General features: G+C 72.9%; 18 protein-coding genes. 13 read left to right on the top strand and 5 right to left on the bottom strand.

The genetic code is table 11. The features are described 5' to 3' along the window. Nucleotides 1-162 precede the first annotated feature (162 nt). The gene (locus tag Dsi01nite_RS09895; protein ID WP_203845770.1) at nucleotides 163-1,035 is read right to left on the bottom strand and encodes an AraC family transcriptional regulator; all 873 of its coding nucleotides are present in this window, start codon (nucleotides 1,033-1,035) and stop codon (nucleotides 163-165) included. 103 nt (nucleotides 1,036-1,138) lie between these two features. Between Dsi01nite_RS09895 and Dsi01nite_RS09890 the strand changes: the two genes are divergently transcribed. Beyond that, nucleotides 1,139-2,107, top strand: coding sequence for an aldo/keto reductase (locus tag Dsi01nite_RS09890; RefSeq protein ID WP_203845769.1), 969 nt, complete (start codon nucleotides 1,139-1,141; stop codon nucleotides 2,105-2,107). Here the strand turns inward: Dsi01nite_RS09890 and Dsi01nite_RS09885 are convergent. Beyond that, nucleotides 2,095-2,739 carry a hypothetical protein gene (locus Dsi01nite_RS09885; protein ID WP_203845768.1) on the bottom strand — a complete coding sequence of 215 codons (645 nt, stop codon included), beginning with the start codon at nucleotides 2,737-2,739 and terminating at the stop codon, nucleotides 2,095-2,097. The two genes, Dsi01nite_RS09890 and Dsi01nite_RS09885, sit on opposite strands and share 13 nt — an antisense overlap. A 102-nt stretch (nucleotides 2,740-2,841) precedes the next feature. Here Dsi01nite_RS09885 and Dsi01nite_RS09880 point away from each other — a divergent pair, with 102 nt between their 5' ends. Then, nucleotides 2,842-3,300: a winged helix DNA-binding protein gene (locus tag Dsi01nite_RS09880; protein ID WP_203845767.1), complete on the top strand. Its 459-nt coding sequence runs from the start codon at nucleotides 2,842-2,844 to the stop codon at nucleotides 3,298-3,300. 4 nt (nucleotides 3,301-3,304) lie between these two features. Here the strand turns inward: Dsi01nite_RS09880 and Dsi01nite_RS09875 are convergent, their stop codons facing one another. Then, nucleotides 3,305-3,982, bottom strand: coding sequence for a GOLPH3/VPS74 family protein (locus Dsi01nite_RS09875; protein WP_203845766.1), 678 nt, complete (start codon nucleotides 3,980-3,982; stop codon nucleotides 3,305-3,307). 17 nt (nucleotides 3,983-3,999) lie between these two features. On the opposite strand from Dsi01nite_RS09875, the gene Dsi01nite_RS09870 reads away from it, so the two are divergent. From Dsi01nite_RS09870 to Dsi01nite_RS09840, 7 genes are all read left to right on the top strand, one after another. Next, complete coding sequence (locus Dsi01nite_RS09870; protein ID WP_203845765.1) at nucleotides 4,000-4,197, top strand: hypothetical protein; 198 nt, start codon at nucleotides 4,000-4,002, stop codon at nucleotides 4,195-4,197. Nucleotides 4,198-4,240: 43 nt separating this feature from the next. Next, nucleotides 4,241-4,912: a TetR family transcriptional regulator gene (locus Dsi01nite_RS09865; protein ID WP_203845764.1), complete on the top strand. Its 672-nt coding sequence runs from the start codon at nucleotides 4,241-4,243 to the stop codon at nucleotides 4,910-4,912. A gap of 27 nt (nucleotides 4,913-4,939) precedes the next feature. After that, a complete protein-coding gene (locus tag Dsi01nite_RS09860) occupies nucleotides 4,940-5,746 on the top strand; it encodes a methyltransferase domain-containing protein (RefSeq protein WP_203845763.1) in 807 nt (268 codons plus the stop codon). 35 nt (nucleotides 5,747-5,781) lie between these two features. Further along, on the top strand, nucleotides 5,782-6,921 hold the full coding sequence (locus Dsi01nite_RS09855; protein WP_203845762.1) for a monooxygenase: 1,140 nt from the start codon (nucleotides 5,782-5,784) through the stop codon (nucleotides 6,919-6,921). 5 nt (nucleotides 6,922-6,926) lie between these two features. Beyond that, a complete protein-coding gene (locus Dsi01nite_RS09850; RefSeq protein WP_239135800.1) occupies nucleotides 6,927-7,559 on the top strand; it encodes a TOPRIM nucleotidyl transferase/hydrolase domain-containing protein in 633 nt (210 codons plus the stop codon). Between the two features lie 126 nt (nucleotides 7,560-7,685). Beyond that, on the top strand, nucleotides 7,686-8,645 hold the full coding sequence (locus Dsi01nite_RS09845; protein ID WP_203845761.1) for a LacI family DNA-binding transcriptional regulator: 960 nt from the start codon (nucleotides 7,686-7,688) through the stop codon (nucleotides 8,643-8,645). A 4-nt stretch (nucleotides 8,646-8,649) separates the two neighbouring features. Continuing rightward, nucleotides 8,650-9,984: a hypothetical protein gene (locus Dsi01nite_RS09840; RefSeq protein WP_203845760.1), complete on the top strand. Its 1,335-nt coding sequence runs from the start codon at nucleotides 8,650-8,652 to the stop codon at nucleotides 9,982-9,984. A gap of 47 nt (nucleotides 9,985-10,031) precedes the next feature. On the opposite strand, the gene Dsi01nite_RS09835 is transcribed toward Dsi01nite_RS09840, so the two are convergent. Then, the gene (locus Dsi01nite_RS09835; RefSeq protein ID WP_203845759.1) at nucleotides 10,032-10,466 is read right to left on the bottom strand and encodes a hypothetical protein; all 435 of its coding nucleotides are present in this window, start codon (nucleotides 10,464-10,466) and stop codon (nucleotides 10,032-10,034) included. A gap of 79 nt (nucleotides 10,467-10,545) precedes the next feature. Beyond that, the gene (locus Dsi01nite_RS09830; protein ID WP_203845758.1) at nucleotides 10,546-10,977 is read right to left on the bottom strand and encodes a nuclear transport factor 2 family protein; all 432 of its coding nucleotides are present in this window, start codon (nucleotides 10,975-10,977) and stop codon (nucleotides 10,546-10,548) included. A gap of 84 nt (nucleotides 10,978-11,061) precedes the next feature. Here Dsi01nite_RS09830 and Dsi01nite_RS09825 point away from each other — a divergent pair, with 84 nt between their 5' ends. The 4 genes from Dsi01nite_RS09825 to Dsi01nite_RS09810 all read left to right on the top strand — a co-directional run bounded on the left by Dsi01nite_RS09825 (nucleotide 11,062) and on the right by Dsi01nite_RS09810 (nucleotide 15,119). Beyond that, entirely contained in the window at nucleotides 11,062-11,634 is a 573-nt protein-coding gene (locus Dsi01nite_RS09825) for a TetR/AcrR family transcriptional regulator (protein ID WP_203845757.1), read from the top strand. Further along, nucleotides 11,631-12,542 (top strand): hypothetical protein, encoded by a 912-nt coding sequence (locus Dsi01nite_RS09820; RefSeq protein ID WP_203845756.1) that lies wholly within the window; start codon nucleotides 11,631-11,633, stop codon nucleotides 12,540-12,542. Before Dsi01nite_RS09825 ends, Dsi01nite_RS09820 begins: the two co-directional genes overlap by 4 nt. Before the next feature lie 106 nt (nucleotides 12,543-12,648). Beyond that, the gene (locus Dsi01nite_RS09815) at nucleotides 12,649-13,449 is read left to right on the top strand and encodes a hypothetical protein (RefSeq protein WP_203845755.1); all 801 of its coding nucleotides are present in this window, start codon (nucleotides 12,649-12,651) and stop codon (nucleotides 13,447-13,449) included. 62 nt (nucleotides 13,450-13,511) lie between these two features. Next, on the top strand, nucleotides 13,512-15,119 hold the full coding sequence (locus tag Dsi01nite_RS09810; protein WP_203845754.1) for an alpha/beta hydrolase family protein: 1,608 nt from the start codon (nucleotides 13,512-13,514) through the stop codon (nucleotides 15,117-15,119). The last annotated feature ends 16 nt before the right edge of the window (nucleotides 15,120-15,135 follow it).

Raw genomic sequence — 15,135 nt, 5'->3', positions numbered from 1 at the left:
TGCCCGGCCGGTGCCCGTCGGGCAGGACCAGCGGTGCTGTCGCCCGTTGTGCGGGATCTCGGCCTCGAGCTCGACGAGGGTGGTGGCTGCCGGCGGATCACCGACCGGGACGCAAGGAGACCCGATGCCGACGGGCCGGCGCGGTTCGCGCCGGCCCGTCGTTCACCGCACCTGGGCGGCGGGCTCCACCGGGATCCACAGCTGTGCCTCGGCCTCGGTGGCGCCGCCGTTCAGCCGCACCCGCAGGATCTCGGGCCCCGGCCGGCTCTGGTACGGGTTGGACGGGAACCACTCCGTGAACACGTCCCGCCACAGGTGCTGCAGCGCCTGCGGGAACGGGCCGTAGCTGTCGAACACCGCCCACGTCCCCTTGTCGACGTCGAGGCTGTCCAGGTCGGCGGGCGCGGCGCCGGTCGTGGCCACCCCGTGGTGGTAGTCCAGTTCCGTGCCCTCGGCCCGGCCTTCGGCGATGTTGACGCTCGCGCTGATGATGCCGCCGGGTTCGGCGTCGGACAGGGCCTCGATCCGTTGCAGTTCCTCCCGCCCGATCCCGCGGATGAACGCGGCGATCGCCGGGTTCATGCCTTCGTGGACGAGCGGGACGCGGGCCTTCCTGCCCACGACCCGGAACTCGTCCCGGTGCACGATCTGGTATCGCATGCTGCTGCTCCCTTCGACGACGAGACGGAAGGACATCCGGGGCTGCGAGTGCAGGGCCGCGCCGGCCCGGCGCGCCTCGCCGGGCCCGACGCCGTGCACGGCGCGGAACGCGCGGGCGAACGCCTCGCCGGAGCTGTACCCGTACCGGACCGCGATGTCGAGCAGCGTCTCCCGGCCGGCGAGGACCTCCGCACCGGCGACGGTCATCCGGCGCCGCCGGACGTACTCCGACAGCGGCATCCCCGCGAGGGACGCGAACAGCCGCCGCAGGTGGTACTCCGACGTCACCACGATCTTCGTGAGGTCGGCGAGGTCGATCTCCCCGTCGAGATGCCGCTCGATGTGTTCCATCGCCGCGTTCAGCCGGTCCAGCATCCTCGGTATCCTTCCTGTTTGCGATCACCACGCTAAGCGGGCGCGGACCTGCGCCACCCGACATCCTGTGCCGGGTTCTGTCTGGTCGCGGAGGGGCATGACGGTGGAATACACACGGCTGGGCCGGGCGGGTCTGCGGGTGAGCCGGATCGGGCTGGGATGCATGAGCTACGGCACCGCAGCCGCCGGCATGCACCAGTGGACCCTGGACGAGGACGCCGCGGCGCCGTTCTTCCGGCAGGCGGTCGAGCTCGGCGTGACGTTCTGGGACACCGCCAACGTGTATCAGGGCGGCACGTCGGAGGAGTTCGTCGGCCGCGCGATCACCCGGTTCTCCCGGCGCGAGGACATCGTGCTGGCGACCAAGGTCAGCGGGAGGATGCACGACGGGCCGGGCGGCAGCGGCCTGTCCCGCAAGGCGATCCTGGAGCAGGCCGACGCGTCGCTGCGCCGGCTCGGCACCGACTACATCGACGTCTACTACATCCACCGCTTCGACCCCGACACGCCGGCGGAGGAGACCATGGCCGCCCTGCACACGTTGGTGCAGGCGGGCAAGGTCCGCTATCTGGGTGCCTCGTCCATGTGGGCGTGGCAGTTCGCCAAGCTCCAGCACGTCGCGGCCCTCGGCGGGTGGACACCGTTCTCGGCCATGCAGGACCAGTACAACGTCCTCAAGCGCGAGGAGGAGCGGGAGATGATCCCGATGTGCCTCGACCAGGGCGTCGGCCTCACTCCCTACTCGCCGCTGGCGAAGGGGCGGGCCGCGCGGCCGTGGGGCGAGCAGACCGCACGGTCCTCGTCCGACGCGGTGGCCCGGGCGTTCGACCGCGACGTCGACCGGCCGGTCGTCGACGCGGTCCAGCGGGTCGCCGAGGCCCGCGGGGTGCCGATGGCGCAGGTCGCCCTGGCCTGGCTGCTGACCAAACCGGTCGTCTCCGGCCCGATCGTCGGCGCCACCAAACCGCACCACCTGCGCGACGCCGTGGCGGCGCTCGCCCTTGAGCTCACCGGCAGCGAGATCGCCGCGCTCGAGGCCCCGTACACGCCGCAGGACAACTACTGGTGGTAACCGGGCCACCAGGACTGGTCCCATGGCTGGGGCGTGTCCAGCAGCCACGGCAGCAGCGCGAGGATCGCCACCCAGGGCAGGACGGCGATCAGCAGCGACGTCTTGCGTTCCCGGCCGTAGCCGCCGCGCCGGAACATCGCCGAGCCGGTCTGCGGGCGGGCCGGGGGAGTGTCGGCGACGGTGACCAGGCCGCCGCTGAGCTCGTGCACGGCCGCGGCGACCTCCGCCGGGTCGATCGTGCCGTCGGGGATCGGCGTCACGTACGCCCGCTCCCGCGTTCCGGCGAGCACGCCGAGGCTGCGCTGGCTGCCGTAGTACGCGAACCACGCCTCGCGGACGTCGGACCAGGCGATGTCCGTCAGGCCCGGTGAGATGGCCTCCGCGCGCACCCGGAGCCCGTCGGCGCTCAGCGTGGCCGGCGGCGAGTTGAGCGTCGCGATGAACGCGACCAGGCCGATGACGCCGGCCAGCCCGAAGATCCCGATCACGAGGAGCAGGTAGGGGCCTTCGGCGCCCAGCAGCACCGCGTACGCGACGACGAGCCCGCGGAACAGCACCGTCACGGCGAGCGGGAGACCTGCCCGCCGCCGCGAGCGGACCAGCACGAACTGGGTTGTGGCAGCGTCGGACATGCAGTCTCCCCCGGGTAGCACGTCGCCGCATCGTGCCAGGCGCGGTTGACCTCAACCAAACTTGAGGTTCTACGGTGGTCGCACCAGCACAGGGGAGCGCACATGACCGTGGAGTACCTGACCGACGCCGACCTCGTGGACCAGCCCGCCGCCTTCTGGACCGGCGTGGCCTACGAGTCGCTCATCGCCTTCACCCGCGCGCGGCAGGCCGAGCTCGGGTTCACGCAGCCGCAGTACTGGCTGCTGCGCAACCTGTCGAAACACGACCTGTCCACCGACGGCCACGGCATGACCGTCCCCCAGCTCCGCGAGGCGATGCGCACCTACCTCAGGTCCGAGGACGACCTGGAGGCCGAGTCCGCGGTCCTGGTGGAGCGCGGCTGGCTCACCCGCGACGGCGACGACCGGCTGTGGATCACCGAGGCGGGCGACGAGGCCCGCGCCGGCCTCAAACGGCACGCACCGGCCATCCGCGCCCTGATCCACGACGGCATCGACGACGCCGACTACGTCACGGCGCTGCAGGTGCTGCGGCGGATGATCCGCAACACCACCGGCTGACGCGTCAGCCGGTGGCGGTGGTGATGACCATCGTGGCCGCGGTCATCGCCGCCATCGACGCGATGACCGCCTGGATCTGGGCGATCGCCTGGCGCACCGCCTCGGCCGCCCAGTTCCCTTCGGCGATCTCGTCCAGCCGCGCCCGCAGGTGCCGTTTGTCGTGGTCGGGGAACACCTGGCCGGCCAGGCCGACCGCCTGCACCAGCCCCAGCAGCGCCGCGGTCCGGGCCGGCACCGCACCGGTGCCGTCGACCGCCTCCGCCAGCTCCCGCCGCACCGCGGTCTCCGTGACGGGTTCGTCGCCGGTCGCCGACGCGTACCTGGTGCGCGGGAAGACCCACAGCACCTTGTCCCGCTCGACGCGCAGCACCCCGGCCTCGACCTGCCGCTCGAGCACCCTGGCCCGCAGCCCGTCGGTGAGCGGCTGGATCCACGCGTCGGGCTTGCGTGGCGTGGCCTCCTTGACGACGCGGGTCAGCGCCGCGTCCGCGACCGGGTCGTCGACCGGCGCCGGGTCGGTCACCACGACCCGCCCGTCGGTGAGGCCGAGCCGCCCGGCCAGCATCAGGTCCAGCAACACGGCGCCGGCGAGGCCGTAGTCGAGGCCGGGGTCGCCGACCAGGTTCGTGCCGCGGTCGTCGAGCGCCAGCAGCAGGAAGTCGTCAGCCAGTCCGTTGCTCATGATCTCCACGATAGTCGTTGCCGTCATTGGGTACCGTCGCGAATCCATCGATCTGCGGCGGCCCGTTGCTGCTCGCCGGCGTGGCCGGGTCCGCCCTGGCGTTCGTGCTGGCCGGGGTGGCCGTGTTCGTCGAACAGGGCTGGCCGTGGTGGCCGGCGATCCCGCTGCCCCTCGCGGTCCTGCTGTGTGCGTGGCGGCTCGCCAGGCACGCTTGACGGTCTGTGGAACGGTGTTCCAGGTTGTGGCAGGATGCGGTGCATGGCAGTCAGGACGCGGAGTCCGGAGCGGCGCGAGGACGCCCTCTCCCGGGAGCGGATCGTCGCCGCCGCCGTTGAGCTGCTCGACGACGCCGGTGAGAGCGGGCTGACGTTCCGTGCGCTCGCCGCGCGCCTGAGGACCGGGCCCGGTGCGATCTACTGGCACGTGGCGAACAAGAGCGAGCTGCTCATCGCCGCCACCGACGCCGTGCTCATCCCCGCGACGGTGCCCGGCGTCGCCGGCGAGACGCCGCGGGACGCCATCCGGGCGGTCGCGCTCGGCGTGTTCGACGCGATCGACGTGCACCCGTGGGCGGGCACGCAGCTGTCCCGCACGCCCGCGCAGCCGGCGCTGCTGCGGATCTTCGAACGCGTCGGGCGGCAGGTGCAGGCGCTCGGCGTGCCCGCCGCCGGGCAGTTCACGGCCGCGTCCGCGGTGCTGCACTACATCCTCGGGGTCGCCCAGCAGAACGCGGCGCTGGCCCGCTCGCAGGAGCCGGGCACGGACCGCACCGCCGTCCTGGAGGCCGCGGCGGCGGTGTGGTCGGGGCTCGACGCGGAGGAGTACCCGTTCACCCGCGGCGTCGCGGACCAGCTGCGCGACCACGACGACCGCGAACAGTTCCTGGCCGGCATCGACCTCATCCTCACGGGCATGTCCGGCCCGCGGTAAGGCGACGTAGCTTCTACGCTGGTGCCAATGGACGGCGGCGACGAGCGTGGGTACCTCCTCGACAACCAGCAGGCGGAGGCCGGCGCCCGCTTCGACGCCCTGGCGGCGCTGTTCGACCCGTCCACGTTCCGGCACATCGACGCGCTCGGCATCGCCGAGGGCTGGCGGTGCTGGGAGGTCGGCGCGGGTGGCGCGAGCGTGCCGGCCTGGCTCGCCGGGCGGGTCGGACCGTCGGGACACGTCCTGGCCACCGACATCGACGTCACCTGGACGGCGGCCGGCACCGGGTACCGCATCCTGCGCCACGACGTCGGCGCCGAACCGCCGCCCGGCGACGGGTTCGACCTCGTCCACGCGAGGCTGGTCCTCGTGCACGTCCCGCAGCGGGCCGCGGCCCTCACCGCGATGGTCGCAGCGCTGCGCCCCGGCGGGTGGCTGCTGCTGGAGGAGGCCGACCCGGCGCTGCAGCCGCTCGTCAGCCCCGACGAGTCGGGCCCGGAGCAGCGGCTGGCGAACCGGCTCAAGCACGGCTTCCGCACCCTGATGGCCGGGCGCGGCGTCGACCTGTCCTACGGGCGGACCCTGCCCCGACTGCTGCGCGCCGCCGGCCTGACCGACGTCGGGGCCGACGCCTACTTCCCGATCACCGGGGGAGCCTGCGCGGCGCTGGAGGCGGCCACGGTGCGGCAGATCCGCGACCGCCTCGTCGCCGCCGGTCTGGCCACGGACGGCGAGATCGACGAGCACCTGGACAACGTCACGGCGGGGCGGCTCGACCTCGCCACCTCACCGATGATCTCGGCGTGGGGCCGGAAACCCCTCGATGGGAGGTAACGTCGTCGATGTCCGGTCGGATACCGGGGGGTGCCATGCGAGGATTCGTCGCCGCGCTCGCGGCGGTCGTCCTGGTCGCGTCGTGCGCGAAGGGCACCGGTGACCCGCAACCGGTCGCCACGCCGCCGGCCGGTGCGCACGCCGGGCACGTCTCGGCCCAGCCGGCCGCGCCGCTGCGGGCGGGTGAGCGGTTCCAGGACCTGTCCATGCCCGCGCGGTACACGCCGAAGGCGCCGAACGGCGGCACGGACGAGTACCGCTGCTTCCTGATCGACCCGGAGCTGACCAGCGAGGCGTACCTGACCGGCAGCCAGTTCCGGCCGCAGAACGCCGACATCGTGCACCACGCGATCTTCTTCCGGATCGGGCCGGGCTCCGCCGCGGCGGCCCGCAAGCTCGACGCCGGCACGCCCGGCGACGGCTGGACGTGCTTCGGCGACTCGGGTGTCGCCGGTGACACCTGGGTCGCGTCCTGGGCGCCGGGCTCGAACGAGACCCTGCTCGCGCCGAACCTCGGCTACCCGATGCCGCCCGGCAGCCTGCTGGTGATGCAGATCCACTACAACCTGCTGGCCACCAAGGGGGCCGATCAGTCGAGCATCCGGTTGCGGCTGAACGACACCACCGAGGCGATGACGCCGCTGCAGACCTCGCTGCTGCTCGCACCGATCGAGCTGCCGTGCACGGCGGGCGAGTCCGGCCCGCTGTGCGAGCGGTCCGCCGCGATCGCCGACGTGACCGCGCGGTTCGGGGAGGAGGTCGGCGGCCGGGAGGAACAGCTCGTGCGGCTGTGCTACCAGGGCAAACCGCCCGTCGCGGGGCCGACGCAACACTGCGACCGACCCGTTTCGCGGCCGGGCACGGTGTACGCCGTGGCCGGGCACATGCACCTGCTGGGCCGCGCCGTCAGGATCGAGCTCAACCCCGGCCGGCCCGGTGCGCGGACGCTGCTGGACGTCCCGGCGTACAACTTCGACGACCAGGCGATCCGGCCCCTCGCCGAGCCCGTCGCGCTGAGGCCCGGCGACACGCTGCGGGTCACCTGCACCCACGACGCCGCGCTGCGGGCCGTGCTGCCGCAGCTGCGCGGGACGGCGCCGCGGTATGTGGTGTGGGGCGACGGCACCAGCGACGAGATGTGTCTCGGCCTGGTCATCATGGCCACCGGAGGCTGAGGCACGTGGCCGAGCTCGCGGGCTACCCGCACGGACCCGACGCGCCGCCGCGGGCCACCGCCCGCGCCCTCGCCAAGGCCGGCGGCGCCGCGACGCTGGTGCTGGTGGAAGGCATCAGCGACCAGATCGCGGTGGAGACGGCCGCCGCCGCCCGCGGCCGGGACCTCGACGCGGAGCGGGTCGTGGTCGTGCCGATCGGCGGCGCGCACGCGATCGGCCGCCTCGTGCCCACGCTGGGTCCGGTGCGCCTCGCCGGACTGTGCGACCTGCGGGAGGAGGGCCTGTTCCGGCGCGGACTGGCCACCGCCTCGTCGACGCCGCTCGGCGTGTGCGTCTGCGTCGACGATCTGGAGGACGAGCTGATCCGGGCGGTCGGTGTCGCGGGCGTCGAGGCGCTCTTCGACGCCCAGGGCGACCTCGGGTCGCTGCGGTCCATGCAGCGGCAGCCGGCGTGGCGGGACCGGCCCGCGCCGGCGCAGCTGCGGCGGTTCCTGGGCGCCGGCTCACGGCGCAAGCTGCGCTACGCGAGCCTGCTGGTCGAGGCCGCCGCCGCCCGGGACGCCCTGCCGGGACCGCTGGACGGGCTGCTGGCGGTCATCGCTTCCGGAACACGCCGAGGGCCAGCGGCACCCCGATGATGCCGGCCAGCAGGGCGATGGCGACACCGATCCACATCGCTGGAGTCATGGTGCCGGGATGCCCGTGCGCCGTCGCGACGAAACTCGGCGCGGTTTTTTGTCGGTGGTAGCGGCTAAGTTAGCCGCGTGGAGAACCAGCGTCCCAAACTCGCCGACGTGGCGCGCGTGGCCGGCGTGTCCCGGGCCACCGCGTCGCGGGCGATGAACGGCCTGCCCGGCACGACGGAGGCGGTCCGCCGGCGGGTCCGTGACGCCGCCGAGGAGCTCGGCTTCCAGCCGCACGCGGCGGCGCGGGCGCTGGCGACCGGCCGGATGACGGCGGGTCCGGTGGAGCGCATCGAGGTCCTCATCGTCGACCCCGATCCCGACGCGCTGAGCGTCAAGCCGTATTACGGCCGGGTGCTGACCGGCGCGCTGCGCGCCCTCGCCGGCCAGGACGTGGCGCTGCAGGTCAGGCGGGTCGCGACCCCGCCGGCGGGAGATGTGGACCCGCCGTTCGGGCAGGTCCTCATCAACATGCCCGCCGCGGCGGCGGCCCGGCTGCGCCGCAACCGCACGATCGCGCTCGGTGAGACGGCGCCCGGCATCCCGTTCGTCGCCCCCGACAACGACGGCGGCGGGCACCAGGCCGCCGACCATCTCGTCAGCACCGGCCGCCGCCGCATCGGCGCCGTGTTCGGCCCGCCGACCCCGTGCGCGCTGGAGCGCAAGGCCGGCTTCCTGCGGGTGATGGCCGGCGCGGCCCAGCCCGTCGCGTCGATCGACGGCGACTTCACCCGCGCGCGGGCGTATGCGGCCGCGAAGGAGCTGCTGGCCCGGGACCCGGAGCTCGACGCGGTGTTCGCCGCCTGCGACGTGTCCGCGATGGGGGTCCTGCAGGCGCTGCGCGAGGCGGGCCGGCGGGTCGGTCACGACGTCGCCGTCGTCAGCTTCGACGGCAGCGCCCTGGCCGAGGCCGCGGACCTGTCGTCGGTCTACATGCCCGTGGAGGAGGAGGCGGAGTCGGCGATCCGCCGGCTGCTCGACCCGGCGCTGCCCCCGCCGGGCCGCCTGCCGACCACCCTCACCCTGCGCGGATCGAGCTGATCCCGTGAGCTGGGCCGAGATCCACGTGTTCCAGGGCCGGACGTATGTGACGGGCACCTGGGGATCGTCCGGCGTCCGCGTCGCCGACACCGTCGGCGACGCGGACCTGGGCCTGCTCATCCGCCACCACGAGCACCTGCGCACCGAACGCCGCTACCCGTGGTCACCCCCGGTCGAGCGGACCCCGTGGGACGTGTTCTGCGAGGAGGTGGCCGGCGTCGCGACCCGCCGGTATCGCCCGGAGAAACGGGTCCGCGCATATCAGGTCGACCGCAGGTGGCAGGTCGATGCGAAACCGGAGGACCGGGACGCCCCGGCGCGGGCGGTGCCCGGGGACCTCGCCGCGCTGGGTGCCGAGGTGCGCCGCGAGCTGGCGCTGATGCAGCCGCGGTGGCCCACCCTGCGCCAGGTCGTGCTGCTGACCACGGCGGCGCGGCAGCTGGTGGTCATGCCGAGCATCGGCGGATGGTCCGTCGGGCCCGCCCGGGTCCTCGACCTCACCGCCGGCGGGCCGGCCCTGCCCGATGCGGTCCGCGCGGGGCTCACCGATAGCGACCGCGACCACACCGAGGCCCCGGCGTATGAGGCGGCGCTGGCGGCGGTGTCGGTCAAGCCGGGCTCGATCGGCAGGGCGTCGGTGTCGCTGGAGGAGTTGTCCGACGGCACGATCCGGGTGACCGGCGCCCACACGACGGACGGCGAGGATGTCTGGGGTCCGCCGTGGCTCGGCCGGGTCGACCGGCTCGCCGAGGCATGCGTCGAGGCGGCGCGGCTGCTCCGGGACCTGCCGCCGGCACCGACGACCCCGGCCGCGGCCTTCGGATACAAGTGCTGCTGGCTGGCGGTCCGCGACGGCCGGCTCGACGAGGTCGCCGCCGCCGTCGGGCTGCTCGGCGCCCAGCCGGTCGACTGGTATGACGGTGTGCAGGCGGCCTACGACGAGCAGGTGTTCGTCTCGCCGCCGACCGCGGGATGGGTCTTCGTCGTCGGCGCCGTGCTGTCGTTCGACGGGCTCGCCGTGGCGGACCTCAGCGCCCGCCTCGGCACCGAGGTCCAGTTCTTCGGCACCCACCGGGGGTCGGAGTATCACGAGTGGGCCTTGGCCACCGGTGGCCGGCTCGTCCGTCACCTGCGCTGCGACGGCACGCTTGAGCAGCAGGGGCAGCCCACCGCCGTGGAGACCGACCTCGGTGTCCCGGCGATGACCGAGGACGACTGGGACATCGACGAGGACACCGTCATGCGGGTCGCGGCGGCGTGGAGCATCGACCCGACGACGTTGCAGCAGGTCGAGTCAACCGCGCCGGCGGGCGTTGCCGGTCACGTCGCGGCCGGGTAGATCGCGTCGAAGAGCGACCGGTCCACCGCGCCGGCGGGCGTCGCCGGTCACGTCGCGGGCGGGTAGATCGCGTCGAAGAGCGGCCGGTCCCCGCCGGTCAGCGCGGCCCGGGCGGCCTCGACCAGTTCGTCGCCGCCCTGGATGCCGGCCGGGTAGCGGGCGTCCGCCGCGGCGGTGAGGTGCCGCCGGGCCAGTTCGGGGTCCACGGGGAGGCCGTCGCCGCCGGTCAGGTACGCCACGCCGAGCTCGAAGTGGACCTCGCCGGTCAGGGAACTGTCGTCGTCGTAGCGCAGCGACGTCACCTGCAGGACGTCGTCGATCAGGTCGTCGGCGTCGTCGTGACCGAAGTCGGCGGCGACGGTGAGCCACTTGTAGGCGAGGAGGTCGCCGTGGCCGTCGAGGTCGCACAGGTGCAGGATCGGCTCGAGGTCGCCCGCACGGGCGAGGGTCAGCAGCTGCTGAGCGGTCGGCTGGTCACGCATCGACGGCACGGTAGCCGTCCAGGTGGCGGTGGGCCAAACCGGGCCCGCGCCGCGACGGGTCAGACACGACTTCGGTCGGTCACCGGAGGCGATCCGCACCGGAGCTGACGCTCGCCAGGGCTTCGGCCAGGACCAGCGGGTTGAGGTAGTCGCGGTACGACACGACCAGGCCGTCCCTGATCCGCAACACGGCGATGATCGTCTGGTGCAGGGGTGCGCCGGTGGGGACCACGGTGCCGTGCGCCTCGTATTCGACGATCACCACCTCAGGGTCGGTCGTCTCGTGGAACACCGTCCCGCGGTACTCGTCGAACGTGACGAAGCCGTTGGCCTGCGTGGTCAGGAATTCGCGGATCCGGTCGCGGCCCTGCACGCGGCCCGGGACGCCGGCCGGGCGGAACGGCCACTCGATGCAGCAGTCCGGCGCCAACAGGTCGACGAACCGTTCGGTGTCCTGCTCGCGGCTCGCGCGCAGGAGCTGCTCGGCGACTTCGCGGGACGTGACGGTCACCGTCGCCTCCTCTCATTCAACGCTTGTTGATTGAACGAGTGTAGAACGGCGAGGGCTGTCGGTCAACGGCCGTAGAATGAACCCGTGACCGAACCGAGCGCCCGCCCGACCAGAGCGCAGCAACGCCACCGGACCGAGGAGCGGATCCTCGCCGCGGCCCGCCAGATCTTCGCCGAGCTCGGCTACGACCGGACCACCATCCGGGCTGTGGCATCGGCCGCCGGCGTCGACGCCGGTCTGGTCATGCACTACTTCGGCAGCAAGGACCTGCTCTTCGCCCGGGCCGTCGAGGTGCCCGCCGACGAGCTGCCCGGCGGCACTTCGGGCGAGGTCGCCGAGGCGCTGCTCACGTCGCTGGGCCGGCGCCTGACCAGCGAGCCGGCCGCCTCCCTGGCGGTCCTGCGCTCGATGCTCACCAACGCCGACGCCGCCGACCGCTACCGGGCCGCCGCGGAGCCCCAGCTCAACCAGATCACCGAGGCGATCCCGACGCCCGACGCCGACCTGCGCGCGAGCCTGCTCAGCGCCATCGTCCACGGCGTGATCGCCGAGCGGTACCTGTTGCGCCTCACGCACCTCGCGGACGCCTCACCCGAGCAGATCATCGACCTGCTGCGCCCGTGCTTCCAGAGCCTGACCACACCGCCGTCGAAGTGAGCGTCACCGTGCGCACCACCGGTTCCAGCCCGATCGTCGTTTCCGAGGTCTTCCCGCAGGTGGCGTCGCTCGCCATGACGGCCGTGCGGCTGCATCCCAGGCGTGGCGCGCCCACCGCCGAGCAGAGCTCGATGGGCGGTCCGCTGCTGTGGCCGGCGACGGAGCCGTGGCCGATGTGCGATGGGCCGGATCCGTACGACCACCTCGACGAGCAGCCGGGGGAGGTCGAGGTGCCCCTCGTCCCGGTGCTGCAACTGCTCGCCGAGGACGTTCCCGAGCTTCCGTTCCCCGCCGGCACGGACGTGCTGCAGGTGCTGTGGTGCCCGTTCGATCACCAGCCGTGGAGTTCGCCCCGGCCGCAGCTGCGATGGCGCCGCCGCGCGGAGATCGGTGACCGCCGGCAGGCGATGCCCGAGCCGGACGGGGAGGCCGACCCCTGGCACGTGCCCGATCCGTGCGTGCTGCACCCCGAGCGGGTCACAGAGTACCCGAAGCACGACCTGCCCGCGGCGGTCTGGTCGCAGATCCGGGACGACATCGCCGCGGTCGAGCGGGACACCGGTTGGCAGTACGAGGACGACCTGTCGGTCGCATCCGGCACGAAGGTGGGCGGCTATCCCGGCTGGACCCAGGTGCCGGACTGGCCGGTCTGCGGCTGCGGCGCACGGATGGATCACCTCCTCACCGTGGCCAGCTGGGAGTTCAGCCGCGGTGACGAGAAGCGGTGGGTCCCGCTGCAGGACCGCGAGGCGATGGCCGGTTGGGGATTCGACGCCGCGGACGACCATCCCTGGCGGCGCATCCAGAACCCGGCCGGCCTGATGCTCGGCGACGTCGGCGGCATCTACGTGTTCGTCTGCGCAACCTGCGCCGATCGCCCGTTCGACTATCGGTTCGACTGCTCCTGACACGTCGTCCGGCTCCGGCGCGGGTGCAGCCGGGCGGGTGATGATGTTGTGAAGATCCCGCGCCTGCTGTCGCGGGATCGGACGTCGGCCGGGCACGCTGACGCCAATGGATGACAGGGCAAGGGCGGGTCTGGTCGGCATCGGTGCGAGCGTGCCGATCGTCGCGTCGGTCTGGGCCTTCGCGGCGGACCTGTCCACCATGGGCGGCTTCGGCGGTCTCATCGTATTTCTCGTGTACGGACCGATGATCGTGCTCGCCGCCGCGGCGGCCGGGTGGGTGGTGGTCTGGGCGCTCCTCGACCGGGGAACGGAGCCGTGGCGGCATTCCTGGGTGATCGTCGCGCCCTTCGTCATGTGGGTGGTGCTGCTGGCCGGTGCGGTCACGAGCGGGCCGGTCGAATCGGTGACCGAACAGCGGCTGGGCTGGGCGCTGGTCGTCGTGCTGATGTACGGCGCGGCCGGCGTCGGGTTCGGCCGGGGCGCGTCGCGGAAGGTCCGCGTGCTCGCAAGCGTCCTCGTCGTCGCGGCCGCACCGCTGATGATCGCCTACGACGACGCGTCCCAGTACCGGTGGCGCAAGGAGACCTACGCGTCGGCGCCGCGGGTGTTGCCGGTGATTCCGGGCTACACCGTGGTCGCCGTGCGGGGTGAGGGGCGGCTCCTCCAGGTCGACATGCGGGGACCGGCCGACCTGTGGGTGTCGGTGTTGCGATGCCGCGACTGCACCGTCCGCCGGGACCGCACCGCCAACACCCTGACCGTCGTCGATGGGAGTTTCCAGGTCGAGATCTGGGCGGTGGGGAGCCCGGAGTGGCAGTGGTCGGCCCCGGACGGCATCCACGTGCGCGCAACCAGTATCGATGAACTGGCGTCCCTGCCGCTTGCGGTCCTGGATGACGCTGATTGACGAGCTGCAGGCCCGTCAGGTACTGGACTGACAACGCTGTGTAATGGGTCGACCATGCGCGTATGCGTCGGTTGTTCCTGTACGTGCCCGCGATCACCGGCTCCCGGCTGCTGTGGGAGGGGCTGAAGGCGCGGCTGGAGACCGAGCCGGAATGCGAGGGCGACACGTTCCTGTCCTGGCCGGCCCACGGCCGCCACCTCGGGAAGTACACCCGGGGAAGGACCCTGGAGGGCTACGCCGGCAACCTTTCCGCGCATCTGGCCGAGCTCGACGCCGCCGCAACCGCGCGGGACAGCCCGTACGACGAGATCATCCTGTTCGGCAGCAGCCTTGGCGCGCTGGTGGTGCGGTGGGCCTGGCTCGACGGATGCGGCGCGTTCTCCGGTGACGCGCCCCGCCCATGGGCGGCGAAGGTGACCCGGATCGTGCTCATGGCGGGCATCAACCGGGGCTTCTCGACCCGGTGGGAGTCCGGCCGCCGCGGTCCGCGGCTGCTGGCCGAGAAGGTGGTGATCTCGCTGGCGTCGCCGTTCGGCTTCGCGTGGAAGGACGCGCTGGCCGGGGCGCCGTTCGTCACCGACCTGCGGCTCACCTGGATGCGGCACCTGGCGGAGCACCCCGACCGGCAGCCGTTCGTCGTGCAGTTCCTCGGCACGTCGGACCGGCTGGTGCGGCGCGAGGACAGCCGGGACATCGAACAGTTCCCCCGCGCCGCTCACGTCGAGGTGGCCGACGCGGCGCACTTCGACGTGCTCGACGTCGCCGGGCCGGACCGCGACAACCGGTATCTCCTGCTCCGCTCCTACATCCTCGGGGCGCCGGACCCGACGACGCCACCGCCGGTCAAGCGGGAGGCGACCGAGGTCGTCTTCGTCGTGCACGGGATCCGAGCCGGTGTCCATGGTTGGGTGCGGGAGGTCCGGCAGCTGGTGGAGGACACCGGCACGCAGTGGCGGGTGGTGACGCCGAGCTACCGGTACTTCTCGGCGCTGGCCTTCGCGTTCCCGGTCACCCGGCGGCGCAAGGTGCGCTGGTTCCTGGACCAGTACTCGGGCGAGGTGGCCCAGCACCCGACGGCGAACTTCCACTTCGTCGGTCACAGCAACGGCACGTATCTGCTCGGCCGGGCGTTGCAGACGGTGCCCGCCGTGCGTTTCCGTCGGGTGTACCTCGCCGGCAGCGTCCTGCCGGCCACCTTCCCCTGGCACACCTATCTGCGCGACGTGCGCCGGGCGCCCCGCATCGGCCAGATCCGCAGTGACCGCGGCAATCGCGACATCCCGGTGGCCCTGCTCGCCCAGGGACTGCGCGGCCTGCGGATGCACGACGTCGGTAACGGGGGGTTCGGCGGGTTCGCAGAGCTCGACGCGCCGCCGGCGATCCAGTGGCCGTTCTTCTCCGGCGGGCACGGCGCACCTCTCGCGACTCCGGAACGTCGCCGCAATGTCGCCGCCTACATCACCACCGGACTGGCGGACCGCCCGGATGGGCTGGTCGACAGCGACGGCGGACTGCTCGGCAGGATGTCCCGGCTGTCGCCGGTGCTCCTGCTCGTCCTGACCGGTCTCGCCGTGGTCGTGCTCGCCGCGGCCGTCGTCGCACCGAGCACGACATCGGTGACCGCCGCACTGGCGATCGTCGCGGTGGTGGTGGCCCTGGCCTTCGTCTGATCGTCAACCGCGTCGC

This window comes from Dactylosporangium siamense, from assembly GCF_016862795.1.
In the GTDB taxonomy this organism is placed as follows: Bacteria; Actinomycetota; Actinomycetes; order Mycobacteriales; family Micromonosporaceae; genus Dactylosporangium; species Dactylosporangium siamense.
This window is presented reverse-complemented; position numbering and strand designations above follow the sequence as displayed.